The following is a 24,534-nucleotide window of genomic DNA, read 5'->3' as shown; positions in this document are numbered from 1 at the left end:
AAGCGTAGTTTCTGGCGGGGCAACTATCTATTGATTTATTTGCGAGGGTTCGTTCGATCGCGTCGATGTATGGCGGGCAAGGCTCACACCAGGGCCGGTCGGCGCGTTGGTCTTCGGCACCCCAGGCGGTGACCGCGGCGGCGAACATCGCCTTGCCGTGCGCACAGCACGGCAGTGCTGTCCATCTCCGGCGTGCCTATGTGCAGGAACACCGCGCTGGCCTGGTACTCGATAGCGGCGTCGAGCACCATGCGACCACATAGGCTGTGTGCACGCGCCAGCCCGGCAGGCGCAGGATTTCGGTCAAGCTTGCGGCCGCGTGGTTTTCCTGCCTGTCCATGGGTTTACCGAGTATGTTTGCCGGCGCCAAACAGGCACAATGGCGGATCACGCACGTGAAGGAATATTGTGGACCAGTTGACAGTCTACGTCGTCGACGACTCGAGGGATGCCGCGGACTCGCTTGCCACGCTGCTGGGTCTCATGGGCCATCATGCCCGGCCTTTTTATGGCGGCGAAGATGCCCTGGCGCGGGCGCAAACCGACAGGCCGCATTGCGTCATGCTCGACATCACCATGGCCGGCATGGACGGCCTCGAACTCGCGCGCCAGTTCCGCGAACAATTCGGCGACGACGTGATCCTGGTCGCGGTCACCGGATCCCCCCCCGACGACCCGCGCGTGCGCGAGACCTTCGTCACCGTGGACCACTATTTCCAGAAGCCGGTGACGCTGGAACAGATACAGAAGCTGTTCCCGGCCTGATCGTCCTCTCGCCGGTCTCGGCCTCCACCGGCGGCATTGCAGAGCGCAGCGTGACATCCAGTCGATTGTAAGGAATTGTAATCCCTGCGGCGTCCAGTGCCATGAGCATGCGCGCCAGCAGATCGCTGCGCAGCACGACCCAGCCGTCCTGGTCATGGGTCCAGACACGCACCGAGAAGTTGAGCCCGCTGTCGCCATAGCCCGTCATCGCGACCACGGGCGCCGGTGTCTCGGCGACGCCCGGTGTCTGGGCAGCCGCGGCCTGCAGCAAGGCGACAACCCGGCCGACATCGCTGCCATAGGCCACGCTGACCGGCACTTCCACGCGCCGGTTGCGGTCATACATCGTCCAGTTGCTCAGATTGCCGTTGAGCAGCTGCCCGTTCGGCACGACCACGTCCGCGCCTTCGAACGTGCGGATCACGGTGGCGCGCAAACCTATGCCGCGCACCGTGCCCGAAATGCCGGCCACGTCCACCACATCGCCGGGCTGTATGGGCCGCTCGAACATCAGCACCAGGCCCGAGACAAAGTTGTTGACCACGTTCTGCAGTCCGAAGCCTATGCCCACGCCCAGCGCGCCGAACACCAGCGTCAGCTGGCTGACCTTGAAGCCCGCGGCCGACAGCGCAATCAGCAGCCCCACCAGCAGCACGCCGTAATAGCTCAGCGAGGCAATGCTGTTGCCCGCGCCGCGCGGCAGGCCCGCACGGCCCGGAAGCTCGTCGCGCAGCAGGCGGCGCACGGCACGCGCGGCCCACAGCGCGAGCCAGGCGGAGAACGCGAACGTCAGCACATCGCCCAGGTGAATGGACACTTCCCCCGCGCTGATGCCGAGCGCCAGCACGTTGGTGCTCGCGTCATGCAAGGGGCGCAGCACGCGGAACCGGTCCATGCTGTAGATCAGCCAGCCGATGCCCGCGGCCAGCAGCAGCAGTCGCGTGCAGGCGGTCTGCACCAGCGCGCCATGCTCGCGCACCAGCCGCCGGTGGACCAGCTCGGGCTGGCCGAACAAGGCGCGCAGCAGGCCCAGGCAGGCGTTCACGCCCGCATACAGCAGCAGCGCCATGTAGCCGCTGTCGATCACGCCGCTGGTCAGCGTTTCGGCCAGCGACACATTGCCCACGACGTTGGCGATGGCCGCAACCGCCAGCAGGCCCAGCACGGCCCAGGCCACGGTGCGCACGGTCTCGCGCAGGCGCAGGCCGGCCCCTGCGGGCACCGGCGACTGGCGCGCGCTGCGGCGCAGCAGCCAGACCGTCAGCCCCAGCGCCAGCGCGTTGAGCCCCAGCAGGTACAGGCGGTACCAGCCCTTGTCGACGGGCACGGCCACGCCCACGCGGTCCAGCACGTACAGCACCACGGCCACATAGGGCCAGGCACCGAGCGCGCGCAGCGCGCCCGCGGGCAGCAGGCGCAGCGCAGGCACCAGCGCCAGCAGCAGCACAAACTCCTGCACCAGCAGCGGCGCATCGGCTTCGAAGGCCAGCACCGCCAGCAAAGACAGCAGCAGCCAGGCCGACAGCGGGCGGCGCAGTGCCAGCGTGGCGGCCGACGCTGCGCTGCGCGCTGCATCGGCCGCCGGCAGCGCATGCCGGCTGCGCACCACCAGCCAGACGATGACGGGCAGCAGCAGCAGCTGCACTGCCTGCAGCGCGCGCTGATTGCCGGTGTCCGCGGCGTTGTAGTCGATGGCGAACTGCCGCTCTATCTCCAGCCCGCGATCCATCTGCAGCTGCGGAGACGGCGCTGCCGCATCCGCCCGCTCCAATCCCTGCCACAGCGCCGGCGCGTCCTTGCGCAGCAGCCCGCGGTCGATCTCGGCGATGGCGGCGGCCACATCGTTGCCGCCGGCATCGATGCGCGCCTTGAGTTCGCTGGCTTGCTGCAGCAGTGCGAACTGGCGCGACAGCGCCGCGCCCAGCGCGGCCTCGGCGGCATCGATGCCACTGAGCATGCCCTCCACGCGCTCGGCCAGCACCGCTGGCAGGCCTTCCAGCAGGCCCTGGGCGCGCGTCGCCGACCAGGCCGCGCGGCGCTGTGCCAGATAGAGCGCGCTGTCGCCATAAGGCGCAAACGCCCGGCGCGCCTCGGCTTCCCAGCGCTCATGACGGCGGATGTCGAACTGCCAGTGCCGCGCCAGGCTTTCCAGGCGCATGACGGGCAGCTCGCGCAAGGCAACGCCGGCGGCGTTGTGCAGTTTGGCATCGACCGGCGCGGCGATCTCGCCGAGCTGCTTTTGCAGATGCAGCAGCGGGTCGGGCGCGGCCAGCAGGCGCTTGGCCTGCTCGACGCGCTGCTGATCGTCATCGGCGCGCGCCAGGATGTCCTGCAGCGCGATCGGCTGGACCGCGGCGGGCGGCGCCGGGGCGCCCGCCTGCTGGGCCTGGGCCAGCGTGCACGCCAGTGCCATGAAGGCGGCCAGGGCAAAGGCGTAAAGCGAAAGAGCGTAACGTTGCATTCCGCTATGGTCGGAGCAATGCAGGGTTCTTGGCAAGCCCTGTTGCCATCACGCTGCCGTCGGCGCCAGGCGCTCAGTCGACGACGATCTTCTGCTCCTTGATCAAGGCCGACAGCAGCTTGCCTTCGTTGACCAGCAGCGACTTGAACTCGGGCGTAGTCAGCGGCACCGGCTCGGCGCCGAGATCGGCATAGCGTGCCCTGGTGACCGGCAGCGCCAGCGCCTTGGCGAGCTCGCGGTTCATGCGCGCGATGACTTCGGCCGGCGTGCCGTTGGGCGCCCACATGCCGAACCAGATATCGAGGTCCGCGCCCGCAAAGCCCTGCTCGGCGATGGTGGGCACCTCGGGAAAGAACGGCGAGCGCTTGGAGCTGACCACGCCCAGCAGCTTGACCTTGTGGCTGCGGATATGCGGAAACGCGATGCCGGGATCGCAGACGAAGTCGGCCTGGCCCGAGACCACGTCAAGCAGCGCCGGCGCCGCGCCGCGGTAGGGCACATGGGTCACGTAGGTGCCCGTGGCCAGCTTGAACAGCTCGCAGGCCAGGTGCGGCGGCGTGCCCGTGCCGGCCGACGCATAGGACAGCTTGCCGGGCTGCGCCCTGGCGAGCGCAACCAGTCCGCGCGCGTCCTTGACATCCATCTGCGGCTTGGCCACGAGGTACATCTGCGTGCGGCCCACGCCGCCCACGGGAGTGAGGTCGCGCGACGGCAGCAGGCTGGACTTGAACAGCGAGGGATTGGCGGTCTCCACCGAAGTCGGCGCGATCAGGAAAGCGTAGCCGTCGGGCGCGGCGCGCACCACTTCGGCGGCCGCGATGTTGCCGCTCGCACCGGGCTTGTTCTCGATGATCACCGCCTGGCCCAGCGACTCGCCCATGGACTGCGCCAGAATGCGCGCCATCACGTCGGTGCTGCCGCCCGGCGCAAAGCCCACGACGATGCGTATTGTCTTGGTCGGCCAGGGCGCGGCGCTCTGCGCCTGCAGCGCCCCCGCAGCGCACAGAGACAGGGCGGCCAGCGCGCAGCGGCGCAGCGCGGTTTTTCTCAGGGGAAAGCTCATCGTTGTCTCCGTCATGGTGGTGGGAATGGCCGGGGGGGTTCAGGCCGGATCGGCCAGCAGCATCTCGCGCAGCTTGAATTTCTGAATCTTCCCGGAGGGCGTCGACGGAATCGCGTCGCGCACGATCAGCCGTTCGGGGATGTACTGGATCGCGACCTTCTGCGCCTTGAGGAAGTCCTGGATGGCGCGCAGATCGATGCTCTGGCCGGGCTTGGGCACGACCACCGCGCAGGCGCGCTCGCCCAGGCGTTCGTCGGGGTAGGCGACGATGGCCGCCATGGCGATCGCCGGGTGGCGGTACAGCAGCGACTCGATTTCCACCACCGGGATGTTCTCGCCGCCGCGGATGATCACGTCCTTGCTGCGGCCCGTGATGCGCAGATAGCCGCGGGCGTCGAGATAGCCCAGGTCGCCGGTGTCCAGCCAGTCCTCGGCATCGGTGGCGTTGAGGTGCGGGCGGCGCAGATAGCCGCCGAAATTGGAGCAGGCGCGCAGCAGCAGCCGGCCGGCCTCGCCCACGGCAAGGTCCTGGCCGTCGACGTCGACCACCTTGATCTCCACGCCGGGCAGCGGGCAGCCGTCGGTGTTGAACGAGCGCTCGTCGCTGTCATCGAGCCGCGTGAGCGTCACCGCGCCGTTCTCGGTCATGCCCCAGGCCGAGACCACCTTGGCGCCGAGCGCGGCGCGCGCCTGCTCCACCAGCGGCCCGGGAATCGGCGCGCCCGCGCACAGGAAGGTGCGCAGCGTGGGCAGGCCCTCGCCGGTCTCGGCCACGGTTCTGGCCAGGTCGGTGAGGAACGGCGTAGACGCCATGGTGAACGTCGCGCCCTCCTGGCGCACCAGCGCGATCGCCTGCCTGGGCTCCCAGATGTCCTGCAGCACCACGCTGGTGCGCAGCATGATGGGCATCATCAGCCCGTACATGAAGCCTGTCTGATGCGCCATCGGCGAGGCCATCAGCACCACGTCGTCCGCGCCCAGCTGCAGGCGCCGGGCGTAGGGAATGATGTTGGCCATCACGCTGTTGGCCGAATGCATCACGCCCTTGGGCTCGCCCGTCGTTCCCGAGGTGTAGATCAGCTGGGTCACATCGTCGGGCCCGGGCCGGCTGCGCGTGAGGATCTCGCGTGCATCGGGCGCGTTCTCCCATTCGGGCCCGCTGAGCAGCGCCTCGAAGCTGTTGGCGCCTGCGCCGCCGACCAGCACGACATGCTCCAGGCCGGGAAGCTGCGGCTGCAGGCCGGCCGCCATGGCCTCGAAGTCGAAGCCGCGAAACGTCCTGGGCGCGATCAGCACCTTGGCCTCACCGTGCTGCAGCATGAAAGACAGCTCGCGCTCGCGAAAGATATGCATCAGCGGATTCATCACCGCACCTATGCGCGAGCAGGCGAGATACGTCAGCGTGAACTGCCACCAGTTGGGCAGCTGGCAGGCGACGACATCGTTGCGGCCCACGCCCAGCCGCGACAGCCCGACGGCAATGCGGTCGGCCATGCGCGCCATTTCGCGGTAGGTGAAGCGCTGCACGGCCCCGCTCTCGACCTGCAGCGCCGTGAGCGCCAGCTTGTCGGGGCAGACCGCGACGCAGGCATCGAGATCGTCGTTGATGGTGCGGTCATGCCACAGGCCCTGGGCCACCATGCGCGCGCGGCGCGCGGGCAGGAGTACGGCGTCGAATTCCATGTTTTGTCTCCTTGTTGTGCGCTGCGTTCAGGCCGGAACGGCCTGGCGTCCGGCGCGGGTGCGCGCGACGATGGTCTTCATGATCTGGGCCGTGCCGTCGCCTATCTGAAAGCCCAGCACATCGCGCAGCCGCTGCTCCATCGGCCCGCGGTCGTAACCGCCGTGGCCGAACATCAGCAGGCACTGGTGGATGGCGTCGTAGGCCAGCTTGGGCGCCCACCACTTGCACATCGCGGCCTCGGCGGTGTGCGGCAGCTGCCGGTCCTTGAGCCACAGCGTCTGCAGGCACAGCAGGCGCGCGGCCTCCACCTGGGTGTCGAAATCGGCCAGCGGGTGCGACACGCCCTGGAACGCCGACAGCGGCTTGCCGAAGGCCTCGCGCTGCGCCACGTACTCCCAGGTTTCGTCCAGCGCCACGCGCGCCACGGCCAGCACCTGCAGACCGATCAGCGCGCGCGAGAAGTCAAAGCCCTGCATCACCTGCACGAAGCCCTGGTTCTCGTCGCCCAGCCTATGGTCGACGGGAATGCGCACGTTCTCGAAGAACAGCGAGCCGCGGCCAATGGCGCGCTGCCCATGGCAGTCGAAGCGGTTGCGCGTGACGCCGGGCGCGTCCATCGGCACCAGCAGCGCGGTGACGCCATGCGCGCCCGCATCGACCGGGCCCGTGCGCCCGAACACCACCGCGGCATCGGCCTGGTCGGCAGCCGAGATCGAAGTCTTCTCGCCGTTGAGCACGTATTCGCTGCCGACGCGCTCGATGCGCAGGCGCAGATTGGCCGCGTCGGAGCCGCCGCGCGGCTCGGTCAGCGCGATCGCGAACAGCGCCTGCCCGCGCGTCAGCTTCGCGAGCCAGGGCCCGGCGACTTCGGGCCGGCCGTGTTCGGCGAGGATCTGGCCGTTGAGCGAGGCCAGCAGATTGATGTAGCTCAGGCTCAGGTCGGCGCGCGCGATTTCCTCGTGGATCACGCCGGCCGCCAGGCATCCCAGGCCCTGGCCGCCGACGGCTTCGGGCAGCTCGGGCGCGATGAAGCCCATCTCGCCCATCTCGCGCATCAGCGCGCGGTCAAGCACCCGGGTCTGGTCGCGCTCCAGAAAGCCCGGCGCCACGCGGCCCGCGGCAAAGCGGCGCGCATGTTCGGCCAGCGTGCGCAGGTCTTCGTCGATATAGGGGTTCATGCTGTGTCCTCCGCGCGCGGGCTACTTGGCGTACTTGCGGAAGTCGGGCTTGCGCTTTTCGGTCAGCGCATTGACGCCTTCGCGCGACTCCTCGGTGTCGTAGTACAGCTTGAGCGCATACATGCCCAGGCCCGCGATGCCGCTCTGGTGCGCGGTGTCGGCATTGAAGCTGCGCTTGGCAATGGCAATTGCCGTGGGGCTGCGCTCGCAGATCTCCTCGGCCCACTTCTGCACTTCGGCGTCAAGCTGCTCGTGCGGCACGACCACGTTGGCCAGGCCCATGGCCACGGCCTCGGCGCCGCTGTAGCGGCGGTTCAGATACCAGATCTCGCGCGCCTTCTTCTCGCCCACCACGCGCGCCAGGAAAGCCGTGCCGTAGCCGGGATCGACCGAGCCCATCTTCGGTCCGACCTGGCCGAAGATGGCCTTCTCGGATGCAATCGTCAGATCGCAGATGGTGCACAGCACGTTGCCGCCGCCAATCGCATAGCCCTGCACGCGCGCGATCACCGGCTTGGGCACGTCGCGGATCGCGGTGTGCAGTTCCTCCATCGGCAGGCCTATGGTGCCGCGGCCGTCGTAGTTGCCGTTGTGCGCCGACTGGTCGCCGCCCGTGCAGAACGCCTTCTCGCCCGCACCGGCCAGCACGATCGCGCCCACTTGCTTGTCGTAGCCGGCCTTGTTCAGCGCGCGGATGATCTCGTCGCAGGTCTGGCCGCGAAACGCGTTCATCTTCTCGGGCCGGTTGATGGTGATCCAGGCCACGCCGTTGCGCACCTCGTACAGGATGTCTTCGAAGTTCATGGTGTCTCTCCAGTTCGGGGTTGCAACGAAATCAGCCGTTCATGGTCAGGCCGCCGGACACGCTCAGCACCTGGCCGGTGATGAAGGCCGCGTCGTCGCTGGCGAAGAACACGATGGCGCCGGCCAGGTCCGCGGGCTGGCCTATGCGGCCCAGCGGAATCGAGCGCGTGAACGCCTCCATCAGCTTCTCGGGGTTGCCCGCGCCTTCCTTGTAGTCGGCAAACAGCGCGGTGTCGGTGGGCCCGGGGCACACCACGTTGACCGTGATGCCGTGGCGCGCATGCTCGCGCGCAATCGTCTTGGAGAAGGCCACCAGCCCGCCCTTGCAGGCCGCATAGACCGCCTCGCCCGAAGACCCGACGCGCGCCGCGTCGGAGGCGATGTTGACGATGCGTCCCGCCTTGCGCGCCGCCATGCCGGGCAGCACCGCGTGGTGCAGGTGCAGCGCGCCGACCAGATTGATGGCGATCAGCTTGTCCCACTGCGCGGGCTCGGTCTTGGTGAACGGCTTGAACACGTCCCAGCCCGCGTTGTTGACCAGCACGTCGATCGGCCCCAGCGCCGCTTCGGTCGCGGCCACGGCGGCGTCGACGCTGGCGCGGTCCGTGATGTCGCACAGCAGCGCCAGCGCCGTCGCGCCCTCGGCACGGATCTGCGCCGCGACCTGCTCGGCGGCCGCCAGATTCAGATCGAAGACCGCGACGCGCGCGCCTTCCAGGCCGAAGCGCCGCGATGTCGCGCCGCCTATGCCGCCGCCCCCGCCCGTCACCACGACGGTCTTGTTTTCAAATCGCTGCATTGCATCTCCTATGGGTTGCCAGGGTTGCCGGGTTGACCGATGATTCCGCACAAGCCAAATCAAATTAGGTCAATATGTTTACGCAAATTCTAAATACTGGCGTTTGCCGCCGCAAGCGCATTCTTATGGATGATCGCCGTGGTTAACCCTAGCAAAGAACCCCTCTCCACCAAGCTGGAACTTGCCAACAGGTTGTTCTTTCGCCTCTATCAATGCGCAAACATGTTGCATAAAACCGGCTCCCGCGCAGTGGAGGCGGAAGGGCTCACGACGCAGCAATGGGCGGTGCTGGGCGCGCTGTCGCGCGAGAAGGCGCAGGGCGGGATGAGCATTGGCGACCTGGCCAAATACCTGATGGTGAGCCGGCAGAACCTGTCCGGCCTGATCAGCCGCATGGAGCGCGACGGCCATGTCGCCGTGACCCCCGATGGCCGCGACCGGCGCTCACGCCTGGTCTCGATGACGGCGTCGGGCCAGCATGTCTGGCATGTGCTGGCCCAGCCGAAAATCATGGCGTACTACGAGGACGTGCTCGGCGACTTCTCGATCAACGACGTCACGCACACGCTGCATTACCTGCTGAAGATGGTGGACAACATGCAGCGCCTCGATGCCCAGTGGGTAGGCGGCGGGAACGAGGCCCAGGAAGAGATCTGAGGCGCGGCCATTGGCGTTGATGGCCGCGCTGCGGTGCCGGGCCGCCCGCCCTGGCACCGCGAAATCGTCAGAAGCGGTATTTGACGTTCAACGCCACGCTGCGCGGCGTGCCGTAGTTGCCCGAGTTCCACCAGTCCGACACCGAGGCAATGTACTTCTTGTCAAACAGGTTGTTGATGTTGAGCGTCGCCGACAGCTGCGGCGAGAACTCGTAGCGCGCCATCAGGCTGGCGACGGCAAAGGACTTCTGTTCCCAGTACAGCGCGCGTCCGAGCTGCCAGGGGGTGACCGTGGAGTAGGTCTTGCTGCGCCAGTTGACGCCGCCGCCCAGCGTGAGGCGGCTCCACTCGCCGGGCAGGCGGTAGGTGGTCCACAGCTTGACCATGTTGCGCGCAAAGGTCGTATTGGTCAGCGTGCCATCGGCTTTCTTGCTCTCGCTGTAGGTCCAGGAAGCGGAGACATTCCAGTCACGCGCCAGCGCGCCGAAGACCTCCAGATCCAGACCCTGGGTCTTGACGCCCTTGACGGCGCGCGAAGCCCCGGTGTTCTCGGTACCGGGAACGAAGTAGCCGGGATCGTTTTCGGCGGCATTGTCCTGGCGGATCTGATAGAGCGCCAGCGCGGTGTTCAGCCGGCCGCCGAGCCAGGCACTCTTGAGGCCCATTTCATAGTTCGCGCCTTCGGTGGGATCGAGCACCGCGCCGTTGCGGTCGCGCGCCGATTGCGGCTGATAGATGGTGGTGTAGCTGGCGTAGACCGCGTGGTCCTGGTTGATGTCGTAGACCGCACCCGCATACGGCGTGAACACGCTGTCTTCCGAGGTCCGGGTCAGATAGCTGCCGCCCGTCCAGGTTTCATTCAGCTGGTAGTCGTGCGAGAGAATGCGCGTGCCCGCGATCAGCTTGAGCTTGTCGCTCACCTGGAAGCGCGCCGCGCCATAGAGGCTGGCCTGGCGCATGTCGTATTGCGAGTTCACATTGGCCGGGCCGAAGATGCCCGCGCCGGTCCTGTCCCAGGTGAACAGATTGGCGGCGCTGCCGCGCAGGCCGCTGATGTCGGGATGCGACAGCATCAGCTGGTCATATTCCTCATAGGCCGCTCCCAGCACCAGCTCGTGCTGGCGCCCCAGCAGCGAGAACGGGCCGCTCAGATTCACATCGACGTTGCTGTGCTCTATGTCGCCCACGCGCCTGGCGGATCCTAGGGTCACGCCGTTGCCTGCGGTGTCATAGAAAGTGCTGTCGGAGTTCAGCGCGGTGCGCTCCTCCCGGTGCGACGAGCGCGCGTGGCTGGCCGAGAGCTTGAGCTTCCAGTCGCCGCCCAGCTGCTGCTCCAGCGTGGCAAAAGCCTTGGTCGACTCCAGGTCCAGCCGGTTGTCCCGGCTCGCGCCGGTGAAGGACACCGGCAGATCGGTGCGCGAGCCGTCCTTGAACCACAGCGGAAAGCCGATATACGAACCCTGGCCCCTGACCTTGGTGCGCTCGTGTTCCAGCCCGGCCGTCACGCGCGTGCTGCTGGTCAGGTCGGCCTCGATGACGCCGTAGATCTGGGCCTTCCTGCGGCCGTAATTGTCGATATGGCTTTCGCCGTCCTGGCCGGCCGCAACCAGTCGCCCGCGCAGGCTGCCGGCGGCGTTGAGCGGGCCCGAGAGATCGATCACGCCGCGCTTGTCGCCCCAGGAGCCCAGGCCCGCCTCGGCCGAGCCCTGGAATTCGGCCGTGGGCTTCTTGCGCACCATGTTGATCGTGCCCGATGGGTGGCCCACGCCGGTGACCAGGCCCGAGGCGCCGCGCAGCACCTCGATGCGGTCGTAGAACGCCATGTCGGCCACGGTGGACGAAGGCACGGCCCCGCCGCCCAGCACCTCGACAAAAGTGTTCACGCCATCGAACTGGTAGTTCTTGAATGCATAGCCGCGCGCGCTGGCGCCGCCCAGCTCGGTGCCCAGCGTATTGGTCTGCACCCCCGGCACCTGCGCCAGCGTCTGCTGTATCGTCGTCAGGCCCTGGTCTTCCATGCGCTGGCTGGTGATCACGCTCACCGACTGCGGCGTCTCGCGCTGCGTCAGCCCCAGCGGCGTGGCCGTGGTGCTGGGGCCGGCCGCAATATAGCTGCCCGTGCCTTCGGTCGCACCGCCGCGCATGGACTGGGCCGTCACGGTCACGGCCGCCATGGTTGCCGCCGCGTTCGCGCCCGGCTGCGGCCGCAGCGTGAACGTCCCGGGCTGGGTGCTCACCGCCACCAGGCCCGTGCCCGACAGCAGCCGCGCCAGCGCATCGCGCGGCGACAGGCTGCCGCTCACGGCCGCGGCCTGTCGCCCTTCGACCAGCGCGTCGTCAAACAGCACCTGCAGCTGCGTCTGGCGGCCAAACGCCCGCAGCGCGCTGAGCAGCGGCTGGGCCGACAGATCAAACGACAGCCGCGCCTCCTGGGCCGCAGCCACCTGCGCCCTCACCGCCGTGGGCGCAGCAGCCATCACGGCCATGGACACCATCAGCGCCAGCATGTTCGGCCGCAATGCGGCGGCGTCCGCGCGCTCCTTCTTCCCACTCCACTCCCTCGACTGACCTTGGTGCATGACCTGCATCTCCTGAATTCCTGCCTGTTGACGGCGGCAGACCGGCGCGCAAAGGCCGGTTCTTCCGCTGGTGTAGGGCCGTTGGCTGGGAATCAGAAAGCAGCAGGCTTCATTTCCGTGGCTGGCAGCGCATGGAGCACGGAAAACTCCGCACCCCTGTCATGTAGAAGCACCAAAGGCCTCATTCATGGAACCCGCCAATGTGAAACTATATGTATCTCAGCGTCGACTGATCAGCCAGCCACCTTCGGCGCGTCGCTGAACCCGCAGCTCCGCCACGCTGGGCAAGGCCAGCAGAAATCGCTCAGGATCCTTGAGCGCCAGGAAACCTGAGATGGGCAGCGACTGCAGCGCCGCGCCCTGCACCTCGACGGGCTGATCAAGATGACGCGACAGCTCCTGCGCCACCTGCGCCAGCGGCTGGCGCTTGAAATAGATCTGGCCGCTGGTCCATTCCGCAATGGTGTCCACAGGGACGGCCGACTCGCGCCGGCGTCCGCTGGCGGTGTCAACGGCAAGCCCGGTTCCCGGCCCCATGGCAAGCACCGCGGCACCCGCATCCGCGCTCGAGCGCACTTCGACCCGGCCCTCCTGCACCTGGACCACGAACTCGGGCGGTCCGCTGCGCACATTGAATGCCGTGCCGACGACGCGCACCTGGTGGCTGGCGCTGGCAACGGTGAACGGCCTGGCCGCGGCCGGCGCCACCTGGAAAAAAGCTTCGCCCCTGGCCAGCACGGTCTCGCGCCGGCGCGGGAAGTAGCGCACCTGCAGATGGCTGTTGGCATTGAGCGCCACCTTGGAGCAGTCGGGCAGCACCAGGCTGCGCAGCTCGCCCGGTCCGGTGGCGACATCGACCGCATAGGCCGCGGTGTTGTCCCAGCGATGCCATCCATAGCCGACCACGGCCGCCAGGGCCAGCGCACAGGCCGACGCCAGCGCCGGGCCGCGCAGCCAGCCCGGCCGTACGCGCCGGCGCTGCTGCTGCGCCGCGGCAACGGGCGCAGCAGCAGCGCCCCCGTACGCAGCCGGGAACATGGACTTGAGCTGCGCGGCCTCGCGCCATGCCCGGCCGACTCGCTCCAGCGCTTCGCCATGGCTTGCATGCTCGGCCAGCCAGGCGTCGAGCGCGCGCTCGTCGGCGCTGGACCAGCCCGGCTGCTGGCGCCGCACATGCCAGTCGCCCGCGCAATGGTTCAGTGCCAGCAGCTGCTCCGGCGTCAGCGCCTGCAGCAGGGATGGACTCGGACTGGCGCTCATGGTGTCTCGCCCTGCGCGCGTGAACCGGCGCGTTCCGCGTCATCTTCTTCGGCCAGCGAGGCCTGCATGGCCTGCAGGCGCTGCATCTGCTCGGCACTGGCATACAGCACACGCGTCTCGCAGTAGGCCAGGGCGCGCGCCAGATGCTTCACGGTCATGCGCAGGGAAATGCCCATCTGATCCGCGGTGTCCTGCACCGTGCAGCCCTCGATGCGGTGCAGCACAAAGGCCTGGCGCTGGCGCTGGGGCAGCTCCTGCACCGCCTGGTGCAGTCGCGTGAGCCGTTGGCGCTGCGCGGCGCTGTCATCGCCGTGCGCCGCCTGGAGTTCATCCTCGCAGTCTTCATGGGCCACGGCTTGCAAGCCCTGCGACTGCGCGCTCTTGTGCCAGTCGCGCGCGGCCACGCTGCGCAGCGTCTGGCGCAGATAGGGCTGCTCCTCCTCGGGGCGCAGCACCTTGCCCGTGGCCGCAACGCGCACAAACACTTCCTGCGCCGCGTCCTCGACTTCCGCCGAGGTGCCGAAGTGGCGGCGCAGCATGCGCATCACCGGAATGCGCCAGCGCAGATAAAGGCTGGCAAGCTGGCCGCCCGCCGCATCGGCCGGCTCCACCAGCGCGCTGTCCTTTGAATGCAGGTCGCGCTGCATCAGCTTGCAGGCCTGGCGCGCAGGCACGCAGCTGCGGCCCCAGGGCTGCAAGGCTGGCGCTTGGATGGAAAGGAAAGGCGGCAAGGCACGGCGTGCATGGAATGGCCGCCACTGCGAAGTGGCAATGCGCGCCACAGCCGCCCATGGGCGTATGCGCGTGCGCCCGTCGAGCGGCAACATTAAATCGTATGCGATTGTACTGAGAATAGTTCTCATCCATTAATATGCCGCGCAAACGCCACGGAGCCGCTTGCGCCGCGCCAGGCCGCAGCCACGCTGGATGTGCCAATCCCGGCGCACTGCCGCGGCGCAAACGCACAAACAGAAAAGCCCCTGATCATTTCTGATCAGGGGCTTCATGTTTGGTGGCCTGGGACGGAATCGAACCGCCGACACAAGGATTTTCAATCCTCTGCTCTACCGACTGAGCTACCGGGCCGCTGAAGCTTAAATTATAGGGGCACTTTTTGCCGCAAAAATGAAATTCGCGATTTTTTTCAAAAAATCTTAATTTCGCTTGTTTCGGCCCAGGTCGACACCCAGTTGGCGCAGCTTGCGGTACAGGTGCGTACGCTCCAGACCGGTCTTCTCGGCGACGCGCGTCATCGAGCCGCCTTCGCGTGCCAGGTGGAATTCGAAGTAGGCTTTCTCGAAGCCGTCACGCGCTTCGCGCAATGGGCGGTCGAGATCGAAACCCTGGTGCTGCTCGGGCCCGGCTTCGGCCGCCACGCGCACTGCCGAAGACATTGCATGGTGGTGCGTGGTCTCGGCCTGCACCGCAGCACTGCCCGCGTCGGCTGCCGCATTCCCTGGCGACGATGCGGCCTGGGCGCTGCTGCGCGCCAGACCCTGCTCGACCGCCTTGAGCAGCTTCTGCAGCGTGATCGGTTTTTCCAGGAACGAGAAAGCGCCTATGCGCGTGGACTCCACGGCAGTGTCGATGGTGGCGTGGCCGCTCATCATGATCACCGGCATGGTCAGTTGCCCGGCCGCAGCCCACTCCTTGAGCAGCGACACCCCGTCGGTGTCGGGCATCCAGATGTCCAGCAGGACCAGGTCATAGCTGCTGGCCAGACGCGCTGCCCTTGCCTGGGTCGCGTTCTCCGCCAGGTCGACACTATGACCCTCGTCGTTGAGGATTTCCGACAACAAATCCCGAATCCCCAATTCGTCGTCGACCACCAGTATGTTTGCCATGTGTATTGAAACGCCTATGTGCTGCGCTGAGCGGAGCCCTCCGCGAGGGCCTTACTTACAGGGGCAAATGATAGCGACACTTGCGCACCCTGCACTATCGAGTTTTCTACCCGGTTGCTCAACTTGATCCGGGCGCCATGTTCATCTGCAATTTTCTTGACCACCGCCAGGCCCAAACCGGTGCCGCGGACCTTGGTCGTGACATAGGGCTCGAAGGCCCGCTGCAGAATGTTTGCCGGGAATCCCGGTCCCCGGTCACTGATGCTCAGCTGCACGCGCTCGGTGAGCGCATTCCACTGCGTGCTGAGCTCGACCGCCTCTGGCGCGCTGCCGGTCTCGGCCGCAGCCTGCTCCGTCGCATCCTGCGCATTTTGCAACAGGTTATGCACTATCTGCCGAAGTTGCTGCGCATCCCCTGCGATCGGCGGGCAGTTCGGGTCGAGGTCCACCTTGACACCTACCCGTGCATTTTCCTCGCCGTAGAGATGCATCACGTCAGCCAACAGGCCGTTGAGGTCCAATGGCAACAGTTCGGCCGCGGGCAGGCGCGCGTAATCGCGGAATTCATCGACAAGATGTTTCATCGCCCCGACCTGATCAACGATGGTCTTGACCGACTTGCCGAGCAAGGCCTGGTCGGTGGGCGCGAGCTTGTCCATCAGCTTCATCGCCAGCCGTTCGGCCGACAGCTGGATGGGCGTCAGCGGATTCTTGATCTCGTGCGCCACGCGGCGCGCGACTTCGCCCCAGGCCTGGGCGCGCTGGGCAGAGACGATCTCGGAAATATCGTCGAACACCAGCAGGCGCTGGGTGTCGGGCAGTTCAGCGCCGCGCACCACCAGGCTGGTGCTGTCGTGCACCACGCCGCCGCCGCCGCCACCGACCGTGCCGTGCAGCTCGTGCACAATCTGCCAGCGGTCGCGCCCCAGCGAAGCACCGCCCTCGCCCAGGAACTGCGCGAACTGCTCGCGCACGATCTGCGCGAACTCGGCCAATCCCGGCACATCGCCCAGCAGCCGGCCCTGGTAGGCGGCCATGGGAACGCGCAGGATGCGCGTCGCGCCGGGGTTGCTCGACACCACATGGCCGGCCTCGTCGAGCACGATCACGCCCGAGGTCAGATTGTCAAGAATCGTCTGCAGGTTGGAGCGCGCGGCGTCGACATCGGCCATGCTCTGGCCCACGGCCGTATGCGCTTCGGCAAGCTGGCGCGTCATCAGCGCGAAGGCGCGCGTGAGCCCGCTGAGTTCGTCGGCGCTGGGCAGCGAGGCCTTGGGCCGCAGGTCGCCGCGCGCGACTTCGCGCACGCCCTGGGCCAGCATCAGCAACGGCCGCGCGAGCTGGTTGCCCAGCACCACGGCCAGCAAGATGGCGCCGAACACCGCAAGAAACAGGCTCAGCGTGAGCGTGCCTATATACATGCGCTGCAGGCCTTCGCGCGCCAGCGCGCGCTCCTGGTATTCGCGGTGGGCTTCCTGCACCGCGATGGCATTGGTCAGCAGCGCCATCGGCAGCTTGAGCGTGGCCTGCACATAGCGCGGCTCGGCCAGCAGGCCCACGGCGGGGTTGGGCACCAGCGCCAGCGTGCGCACGCGCACCGCTTCGAGCATGCGCTCCAGCGCCGCAGGGTCGTTCACGGCAGACACATCGTCGAGCCCTTCGATGCGCGCCAATGCCGGTTGCTCGCGCAGCGCCCGCTTTTCCTGGGCGGTGGGCCGTTCGGGCAGCAGCAGATCGAATTTCGACGGCCCGACGCTGGCCAGCACCTTGCCCGATTCGTTCCACAACACCACATCGACGGCGCCCAACTGCTCGCGTATGCGCTCGAGCTCGAAACCCGCGGCCGCATTCGGCACCTGCGACAGCGACTCGCTGGCGGTGCGCGTGTTGTGCGCCATGTCCTTGGCCACGGTCTCGAGCGTGACGCTCGCCAGGCTCACGCCCGCGGACAGCGCGCCTTCGACCTTGACGTCGAACCAGCTCTCGATGGAGCGCGAAACGAACTGGTACGACACCACATAGATCAGCAGCCCGGGAACGACGCCCACGAGCGCGAAGATGCCCGCGAGCTTGAGCAGCAGGCGGCTGCCGAAACGCCCGCGCCGCAGGCGCAGCGCCAGGCGCACACCGCCCCACAGCAGCAGGCCCAGCAGCACCGCCGCGACCAGCACGTTCATCGTGAACAGCCAGTTGTAGTTGCGCTCGTAGACTTCGCGGTTGTTGGTGGCCAGCGCCAGCAGGAACATCAGCACCAGGCCGATGGCGCACATCAGCGCCACGGCCACGCCCAGCGCCCAGCGCGCGGAGCGCGACAGGCGCGAGACCGGCAGTGGCGCGTCCACGGCGTCCGTCTTGTCCTGCACGCTCAAGGTGCGCCTCCGCCGGCCAGGCGCAGGCTCTGTGTCATCTGCAGGTTCCAGCCCGAGCGGCCAAACGCGCCGATCTGCAGCGGCCGCGGCAGCTGCGACATATCCAGGCCGAAGCGCATCTGTACCGTGACCGGCATGTCTTCGGGCACCTGCCCGGCCTCGGCAATCTTCCAGCGCGCGATGCGCTGCATGGCGTTGATCGCTTCCGCCAGATCGTCATAGGTTTGCGACAGCGCCAGCCCCAGGCCCGATCCCGTGAAAGGCGTGGACGAAGTGTGCAGCCGCCAGCGGCGCGTCAGCGGCTGGTAGCTCAGGCGCAGATAGCGCGCCGAATGCGCCATCTCCAGATCGGACCAATACCAGCGCTCGCGCAGCACCTGCGCCTGCAGCACGAAATGCATGGTGATGCCCTTGAGCAGCGCGTCCTCGACATGCTCGGGCAGCTCGAAGGCCAGCGCCGCGCTCAGCAGCATGCCTTCGGGCGTTCGCTCGACCTGCATCTGCGTGATCGAGGCCCCGCTCTGCGCGCGGACTTCGCCGGGCAGGCAGGCCACGAACCACAGCAGACAGGCCAGCAGCAGGTGCGGCCAGCGTCCACGCCAGACACCTGCGAGCGCAGCGCTCTCAGGGGGCTTTTTCCAGCAGGGCGTAGAAGAATCCGTCATGGTCACCCGGTTCATTGTCCGGGACAGCCGCGGTTTGCGCGGCATTGCCCGGAATTAAATGGCCTGGGGATGGCAGCAAGCGCGCCTGAGTGTTGCGTGCAAGGAACGCTTTCACCTGCAAATCGCCTTCGGCCTTGAAGACCGAGCAGGTGCAGTACAGCATGCGCCCGCCGGCGCGCAGCAGCGGCCACAGCGTGTCGAGCAGGCGCGACTGGATCGCCGCGAGCTGGGCGATGTCGCTGTCGCGGCGCAGCCAGCGCACATCGGGATGGCGGCGCACGATGCCCGAGGCCGTGCAGGGTGCGTCCAGCAAGATGGCATCGAACTGCGCGCCGCCGCTGGCCTGCTGCCACCACTGGTCGGGGCGCGAGGCGTCGGCGACGACTACTTTCGCCTGCACGCCCACGCGCGCCAGCGTCTCATGGATGCGCTCGCTGCGCTCGGCGTCGATCTCCAGCGCCGTGACCTGCAATGGCGCGCCCACACCCGCATACTCCAGCAGATGCGCGGTCTTGCCGCCGGGCGCGGCGCAGGCGTCGAGCACGCGCAGCGGCTGCGTCAGGTCCAGGCCCTGAAGCAGCAGCGGCGCGGCCATCTGCGCGGCCGCATCCTGCACCGATACCTGGCCTTGCGCAAAGCCCGGCAAGGCCTGCACCGGCTGCGGCTGTGCCAGCTCCAGCCCGCTCTCACCCACGGGCCTGGCGTCCATCTGCTGCGAAGACAGCAGTTGCTGGTACTGCGCGACCGTCGCCTGCAGCGTGTTGACGCGCAGCGTCATGGGCGCATGGCGGTTGTTGGCCGCGAGAATCTGCTGCCAATCCGCGGGATGGTCCTGCTGCAGACGCGCGATCCACCATTGGGGGTGATTCCACAGTGCCTGAGGCTGGGCATCGGTCTTTGCCACCAGCGCATCGCGCTCGCGCAGAAAGCGCCGCAGGCAGGCATTGATGAACGCTGCCTGGCGCTGGGCCGGGCCGCGCTTGGCGGCCTCGACGGCCTGGTTCACCAGCGTGAACGGCGGATAAGGTGCCTGGCTCTCATCCCAGGCCAGGGCCAGCGCCGTGCACAGCAGAGCATTGACGCGCGGCGGCGGCGTGCGCGGCGCGAGTTCGGCGCGCAGCGCCTGGGCACGGCCCAATTGGCGCAGCACCTGGAACAGCAGCGCCTGCACGCCGGGGCGCAGGCGCTGGGGCACGGCCGCGAGCGCCTGGGTCCCCGATTGGCCAGCCAGAATGGCCTGCAAGGCCTGGGCGACTTCGGCCAGTTGCTGCGACAGCGCAGGCGCCGCGCCGCCAGCGGTCGGTGCCGGCTCGCGGGAAGAAGGAGGGAATATACGGCTCATGCTGCGGTGTCTGGTAGCTGCGACCCGAGGGCCGGTTGAAGCGGGCGGGCCGCGCGGAATCCGAAGAACCACGCCAGCACGCGCGCTGGAAATTGGGCAATGGCCGCGTTGTATTGCGCCACTGCGGTGTTGAACTGGTCGGCGGCCAGTCCGGTCTGTGCCTGCTGCTGCTGCCAGCGCAGGCGCCAGGCGAGGTCATCGGAAGCCCCGGGCAGGTTCTTCAAGGCTTGCCAGGCCGCGAACTGCTCGTCATGCGCGCGCTCGAGCGACTGCATGGACTGGGCGTGCAAAGGCCGCGCACGCGCGCCGGCCAGCGCCGCGCCCATCGCGGCCAGGCTTTGCTGCCAGGCCGCATGGGCCAGGCGCTGCGTGCCTTCGGGATCGTCGGCATTGGCCTGCGCCGCGCTCCATTCGCTCAGCAGCCCCTGGGTCTGCAGGAAATAGCTGTCCAGCGCGCCAAAGGCCTGAACGCAGGCCGATCGCAAACGCATCACGCGGTTGTAGGCGCCCACGGCCCAGAAGACCAACACGGCCAGGACAATCCAGTCCAGGGAGATAGACCACATGCACAGGGACCGGCCCACTTCGCTGATCGCGCGCCGGTTCGATGAAAAACCCAATGAAAACGCCCCCGTCCACCATTAGCGGTACGGGGGCGCGGCTCAAAATAAAGTCAACTTGACCATGGCCCAGGGCCCATGAAACTGGCGTGAACCAGTTCAGGGGCACAAGCCAAGGTCCGCCCCGCAGCGATGGTGCCGTCCCCCTCCACCGAAGGTTGAGAGGGGGAAGCGGAGGCCGGCCATCCGGCGTAAGCCGCTCAGGGGGTGCTTGCTTTAGTCCACCGAAGGATCGCCAACCGACACCGTGTCGGCACCTTCTTCGATGATGCCAGCCAGCTCGGCCGCTTCGGCTTCGGCGATGGCGCGGCGCTCGGCGTCGTCCATCAGGTCCTTGGCCTTGCGTGCCTGGTGGTAGGCCAGACCCGTACCAGCGGGAATCAGGCGGCCGACGATCACGTTTTCCTTCAGACCGCGCAGCTCGTCGCGCTTGCCCATGATGGCAGCCTCGGTGAGCACGCGGGTGGTTTCCTGGAAGGAAGCCGCGGAGATGAACGAATCGGTCGACAGCGAAGCCTTGGTGATACCCAGCAGCACGTTGGAGTACGTCGCGGGGATCTTGCCTTCGGCCAGCAGCTTCTCGTTGGTGTTGAGAATCTCCGAGCGCTCGATCTGCTCGCCGGCAATGTAGGTCGATTCACCGGGGTTCTCGACCACCACGCGGCGCAGCATCTGACGAACAATCACTTCAATGTGCTTGTCGTTGATCTTCACGCCTTGCAAGCGGTACACGTCCTGGACTTCGTCCACGATGTAGCGCGACAGCTCTTCGATGCCCAGCAGGCGCAGAATGTCTTGCGGGTCGGCCGGGCCGTCCACGATCAATTCGCCCTTGTTCACCACCTGGCCTTCGTGGACCAGAATGTTGCGTTCCTTGGGAACCAGCTCTTCGGAGACCTTGCCTTCCAGATCGGTGATCTGCAGGCGGACCTTGCCCTTGGTTTCCTTGCCGAACGACACCGTGCCGGTCATCTCGGCCAGCGTGCCCTTGTCCTTTGGCGTACGGGCTTCGAACAGCTCGGCAACCCGCGGCAGACCGCCGGTAATGTCGCGCGTCTTCTGGCCTTCGACCGGGATACGGGCCAGCACTTCGCCGGGGCCCACTTCCTGACCGTCACGCACCTGGATCAGCGCACCGACCTGGAAGCCGATGGTCACCGAGTGATCGGTGCCAGGGATCTTGACTTCCTGGTTGCTCGCGTCGATCAGCTTGACCTGGGGACGGATCACCTTGGTCGAGCCGCGGCGCTTGGGATCGATCACCACCAGCGTGGACAGACCGGTCACTTCGTCAAGCTGCTTGGCAACCGTCAGGCCTTCTTCCACATTCTCGAAACGCACGCTGCCGGCGTATTCGGTAATGATGGGTCGGGTCAGCGGATCCCAGTTCGCCAGGATGGTGCCGGCCTTGATCGCCTGGTCGGCCTTGATCGTCAGGATGGCACCGTAAGGCACCTTGTGACGTTCGCGCTCGCGGCCGTGCTCGTCCTGGATGACGATTTCGCCGGAACGCGAAATCACCACCAGCTCGCCACGGGTGTTGGTCACATAGCGCATGGTCGGGTTGAAACCGATCAGGCCGTTGGACTTGGCTTCGACGCTCGAGGCAATTGCCGCACGCGAAGCCGCACCACCGATGTGGAACGTACGCATGGTCAGCTGCGTGCCGGGTTCGCCGATGGACTGGGCAGCGATCACACCGACGGCTTCGCCGAGGTTGATCTGGCCGCCACGGCCCAAGTCGCGGCCGTAGCAGGCGGCGCACAGGCCGTAGCGCGTTTCGCAGGTCAGGGCCGTACGGACCTTCACTTCGTCGACGCCAGCGGCTTCCATGCCTTCGATGATGTCTTCGTCCAGCAGCGTGCCGGCCGTGACCACGAGGGCGCGGGTTTCGGGGCTCAGAACGTCTTCGGCCACGGTACGGCCGAGGATACGGTCGCGCAGCGATTCGATGACTTCACCGCCTTCGACGATGGCGCGCATCAGCGTGCCATTGGTCGTGCCGCAATCCTGCTCGGTGACCACCAGATCCTGGGTCACGTCGACCAGACGACGCGTCAGGTAACCCGAATTGGCCGTCTTCAGCGCCGTATCCGCCAGGCCCTTACGGGCACCGTGGGTGGAGATGAAGTACTGCAACACGTTGAGGCCTTCGCGGAAGTTCGCGGTAATAGGCGTCTCAATGATCGAGCCGTCAGGCTTGGCCATCAGGCCACGCATGCCGGCCAGCTGGCGAATCTGCGCTGCGGAACCGCGGGCGCCGGAGTCGGCCATCATGTAAATCGCGTTGAACGATTCCTGGTCGACTTCGTTGCCGTGGCGGTCGATGGTCTTTTCCTTGGCCAGCTGTTGCATCATGACCTTGGAGACTTCGTCACCGGCCTTGCCCCAGATGTCCACGACCTTGTTGTAGCGCTCGCCGGACGTCACCAGACCGGAGACGTACTGCTGCTGGATTTCCTTCACTTCGGCTTCGGCGCGACCGATGATCTCGGGCTTTTGCGGCGGAACCAGCATGTCGCCAATGGCGATGGAAATACCGGCGTGCGTCGACAGACGGAAACCGTTTTGCAGCAGCTTGTCGGCAAACACCACCGTCGCCTTCAGACCGCACTTGCGGAACGAGGTGTTGATGAGCTTGGAGATTTCCTTCTTCTTCAGCGCCTTGTTCATGTTGCTGAACGGCAGGCCCTTGGGAAGAATTTCCGACAGCAGTGCGCGGCCGACGGTGGTTTCCACGATCTTGGTTTCGGACTCGAATTCGCCCGTTGCCTTGTTCTTGGTCCACTCGGTCATGCGCACGTTGATCTTCGCCGCCAGTTCGACCTGGTCGGAGTCGAGCGCACGCTGCACTTCACCGATGTCGGCGAAGACCATGCCTTCGCCCTTGCCGTTGATGCGCTCGCGGGTTGCGTGGTACAGGCCCAGCACAACGTCCTGCGAAGGAACAATGGAAGGTTCGCCCGAAGCCGGGAACAGCACGTTGTTGGAGGCCAGCATCAGCGTGCGGGCTTCCATCTGTGCTTCCACCGACAGCGGGACGTGGACAGCCATCTGGTCACCGTCGAAGTCGGCGTTGAACGCCGCGCAGACGAGGGGGTGCAGCTGGATGGCCTTGCCTTCGATCAGGATGGGCTCGAAGGCCTGGATACCCAAACGGTGCAGCGTAGGCGCACGGTTGAGCATCACGGGGTGTTCCTTGATGACCTCTTCCAGGATGTCCCAGACCACGGGGGTGCCGGATTCGACTTCCTTCTTGGCGGCCTTGATCGTCGTCGCGATGCCCATGGCTTCGAGGCGCGAGAAGATGAAAGGCTTGAACAGCTCCAGCGCCATCAGCTTGGGCAGACCGCACTGGTGCAGCTTGAGGTAAGGACCCACGGTAATCACGGAACGACCGGAGTAGTCCACGCGCTTGCCCAGCAAGTTCTGACGGAAACGACCGCTCTTGCCCTTGATCATGTCGGCCAGCGACTTCAGCGCACGCTTGTTGGCGCCCGTCATGGCCTTGCCGCGGCGACCGTTGTCCAGCAAGCTGTCGACGGCTTCCTGCAGCATGCGCTTCTCGTTGCGCGCAATGATTTCCGGTGCCTTCAGTTCCAGCAGACGGCGCAGACGGCTGTTGCGGTTGATGACGCGGCGATACAGGTCGTTCAGGTCGGAAGTCGCAAAGCGGCCGCCGTCCAGCGGCACCAGCGGACGCAGGTCCGGTGGCAGCACGGGCAGCACTTCGAGCACCATCCAGCCGGGCTTGATGCCCGACTTCTTGAATGCTTCGAGCAGCTTGAGGCGCTTGGCGTTCTTCTTGATCTTGACTTCGGAACCCGTCAGATCGTTGCGCAGCTTGTCGATCTCGATCTCGATGTCGATCGACTCCAGCAGGTCCTTGATGCCTTCGGCGCCCATCTTGGCGATGAATTCATCGCCGTATTCCTTGCGCTTGGCGTCGTAGTCGTCCTCGGACATGATGCCGAACTTCTTCAGCGGAGTCATGCCGGGGTCGGTGACCACGTAGGCTTCGAAGTACAGCACGCGTTCGATGTCGCGCAGCGTCATGTCGAGCACCAGGCCCAGACGCGAAGGCAGCGACTTCAGGAACCAGATGTGGGCGCAGGGCGCGGCCAGGTCGATGTGACCCATGCGCTCGCGACGCACCTTGGTTTGCGTGACTTCAACGCCGCACTTCTCGCAGATCACACCGCGGTGCTTGAGGCGCTTGTACTTGCCGCACAGGCATTCGTAGTCCTTGATGGGACCAAAAATCTTGGCGCAGAACAGGCCGTCGCGTTCGGGCTTGAACGTGCGGTAGTTGATGGTTTCGGGCTTCTTCACTTCGCCGAAAGACCACGAACGGATCTTTTCGGGCGAAGCCATGCCGATGCGGATGGCATCAAAGTGCTCATCCGGCGTGAATTGCTTGAATAGGTCGAGTAGCGATTTCATAG

Annotated in this window: 17 protein-coding genes and 1 tRNA gene; 2 read left to right on the top strand and 16 right to left on the bottom strand. The window is 66.5% G+C overall.

The window, feature by feature from the left end; genetic code table 11:
• Nucleotides 1–408: 408 nt before the first annotated feature.
• The gene (locus ACSVDO_RS01635) at nt 409–765 is read left to right on the top strand and encodes a response regulator (RefSeq protein ID WP_332535716.1); all 357 of its coding nucleotides are present in this window, start codon (nt 409–411) and stop codon (nt 763–765) included.
• On the opposite strand, the gene ACSVDO_RS01630 is transcribed toward ACSVDO_RS01635, so the two are convergent.
• From ACSVDO_RS01630 to badH, 6 genes are all read right to left on the bottom strand, one after another.
• Nucleotides 698–3,226, bottom strand: coding sequence for a mechanosensitive ion channel family protein (locus tag ACSVDO_RS01630; RefSeq protein ID WP_332535717.1), 2,529 nt, complete (start codon nt 3,224–3,226; stop codon nt 698–700). The two genes, ACSVDO_RS01635 and ACSVDO_RS01630, sit on opposite strands and share 68 nt — an antisense overlap.
• 73 nt (nt 3,227–3,299) lie before the next feature.
• Entirely contained in the window at nt 3,300–4,289 is a 990-nt protein-coding gene (locus ACSVDO_RS01625; RefSeq protein WP_489594686.1) for a Bug family tripartite tricarboxylate transporter substrate binding protein, read from the bottom strand.
• A gap of 39 nt (nt 4,290–4,328) precedes the next feature.
• Nucleotides 4,329–5,972: a cyclohexanecarboxylate-CoA ligase gene (gene aliA, locus ACSVDO_RS01620; RefSeq protein WP_489594685.1), complete on the bottom strand. Its 1,644-nt coding sequence runs from the start codon at nt 5,970–5,972 to the stop codon at nt 4,329–4,331.
• A gap of 27 nt (nt 5,973–5,999) precedes the next feature.
• Nucleotides 6,000–7,151 carry a cyclohexanecarboxyl-CoA dehydrogenase gene (gene aliB, locus ACSVDO_RS01615; protein WP_489594684.1) on the bottom strand — a complete coding sequence of 384 codons (1,152 nt, stop codon included), beginning with the start codon at nt 7,149–7,151 and terminating at the stop codon, nt 6,000–6,002.
• A gap of 21 nt (nt 7,152–7,172) precedes the next feature.
• A complete protein-coding gene (gene badI, locus ACSVDO_RS01610) occupies nt 7,173–7,955 on the bottom strand; it encodes a 2-ketocyclohexanecarboxyl-CoA hydrolase (protein WP_332535724.1) in 783 nt (260 codons plus the stop codon).
• A 31-nt stretch (nt 7,956–7,986) separates the two neighbouring features.
• A complete protein-coding gene (gene badH, locus ACSVDO_RS01605) occupies nt 7,987–8,754 on the bottom strand; it encodes a 2-hydroxycyclohexanecarboxyl-CoA dehydrogenase (protein WP_489594683.1) in 768 nt (255 codons plus the stop codon).
• Nucleotides 8,755–8,883: 129 nt separating this feature from the next.
• On the opposite strand from badH, the gene ACSVDO_RS01600 reads away from it, so the two are divergent.
• On the top strand, nt 8,884–9,411 hold the full coding sequence (locus tag ACSVDO_RS01600) for a MarR family winged helix-turn-helix transcriptional regulator (RefSeq protein WP_489594682.1): 528 nt from the start codon (nt 8,884–8,886) through the stop codon (nt 9,409–9,411).
• Between the two features lie 67 nt (nt 9,412–9,478).
• Here ACSVDO_RS01600 and ACSVDO_RS01595 read toward each other — a convergent pair whose 3' ends face one another.
• The 10 genes from ACSVDO_RS01595 to rpoC form a co-directional block, all read right to left on the bottom strand.
• Complete coding sequence (locus tag ACSVDO_RS01595) at nt 9,479–11,989, bottom strand: TonB-dependent siderophore receptor (protein WP_489594681.1); 2,511 nt, start codon at nt 11,987–11,989, stop codon at nt 9,479–9,481.
• A 219-nt stretch (nt 11,990–12,208) separates the two neighbouring features.
• Nucleotides 12,209–13,249, bottom strand: coding sequence for a FecR family protein (locus ACSVDO_RS01590; protein WP_489594680.1), 1,041 nt, complete (start codon nt 13,247–13,249; stop codon nt 12,209–12,211).
• Nucleotides 13,246–13,947 carry an RNA polymerase sigma factor gene (locus ACSVDO_RS01585; RefSeq protein WP_332548016.1) on the bottom strand — a complete coding sequence of 234 codons (702 nt, stop codon included), beginning with the start codon at nt 13,945–13,947 and terminating at the stop codon, nt 13,246–13,248. The genes ACSVDO_RS01590 and ACSVDO_RS01585 overlap by 4 nt, the downstream gene beginning before the upstream one ends.
• 312 nt (nt 13,948–14,259) lie before the next feature.
• A tRNA-Phe gene (locus ACSVDO_RS01580) sits at nt 14,260–14,335 on the bottom strand.
• A 68-nt stretch (nt 14,336–14,403) separates the two neighbouring features.
• Complete coding sequence (locus tag ACSVDO_RS01575; RefSeq protein WP_332540211.1) at nt 14,404–15,093, bottom strand: response regulator; 690 nt, start codon at nt 15,091–15,093, stop codon at nt 14,404–14,406.
• A gap of 14 nt (nt 15,094–15,107) precedes the next feature.
• Nucleotides 15,108–17,456: a sensor histidine kinase gene (locus tag ACSVDO_RS01570; protein ID WP_332540212.1), complete on the bottom strand. Its 2,349-nt coding sequence runs from the start codon at nt 17,454–17,456 to the stop codon at nt 15,108–15,110.
• Between the two features lie 2 nt (nt 17,457–17,458).
• Nucleotides 17,459–18,127, bottom strand: a complete 669-nt coding sequence (locus ACSVDO_RS01565; RefSeq protein WP_489594679.1) for a DUF4390 domain-containing protein — start codon at nt 18,125–18,127, stop codon at nt 17,459–17,461.
• Nucleotides 18,087–19,469 carry a 16S rRNA (cytosine(967)-C(5))-methyltransferase RsmB gene (gene rsmB, locus ACSVDO_RS01560; RefSeq protein ID WP_489594678.1) on the bottom strand — a complete coding sequence of 461 codons (1,383 nt, stop codon included), beginning with the start codon at nt 19,467–19,469 and terminating at the stop codon, nt 18,087–18,089. Before rsmB ends, ACSVDO_RS01565 begins: the two co-directional genes overlap by 41 nt.
• Nucleotides 19,466–20,035: a LemA family protein gene (locus ACSVDO_RS01555; RefSeq protein WP_489594677.1), complete on the bottom strand. Its 570-nt coding sequence runs from the start codon at nt 20,033–20,035 to the stop codon at nt 19,466–19,468. Before ACSVDO_RS01555 ends, rsmB begins: the two co-directional genes overlap by 4 nt.
• Nucleotides 20,036–20,305: 270 nt before the next feature.
• Nucleotides 20,306–24,532: a DNA-directed RNA polymerase subunit beta' gene (gene rpoC / locus ACSVDO_RS01550; protein ID WP_489594676.1), complete on the bottom strand. Its 4,227-nt coding sequence runs from the start codon at nt 24,530–24,532 to the stop codon at nt 20,306–20,308.
• Nucleotides 24,533–24,534 lie beyond the last annotated feature (2 nt).

This window comes from Comamonas sp. DB36, from assembly GCF_057914905.1.
The sequence above is the reverse complement of the archived record's forward strand: the minus strand, read 5'-3'. Positions and strand labels throughout refer to the sequence as shown.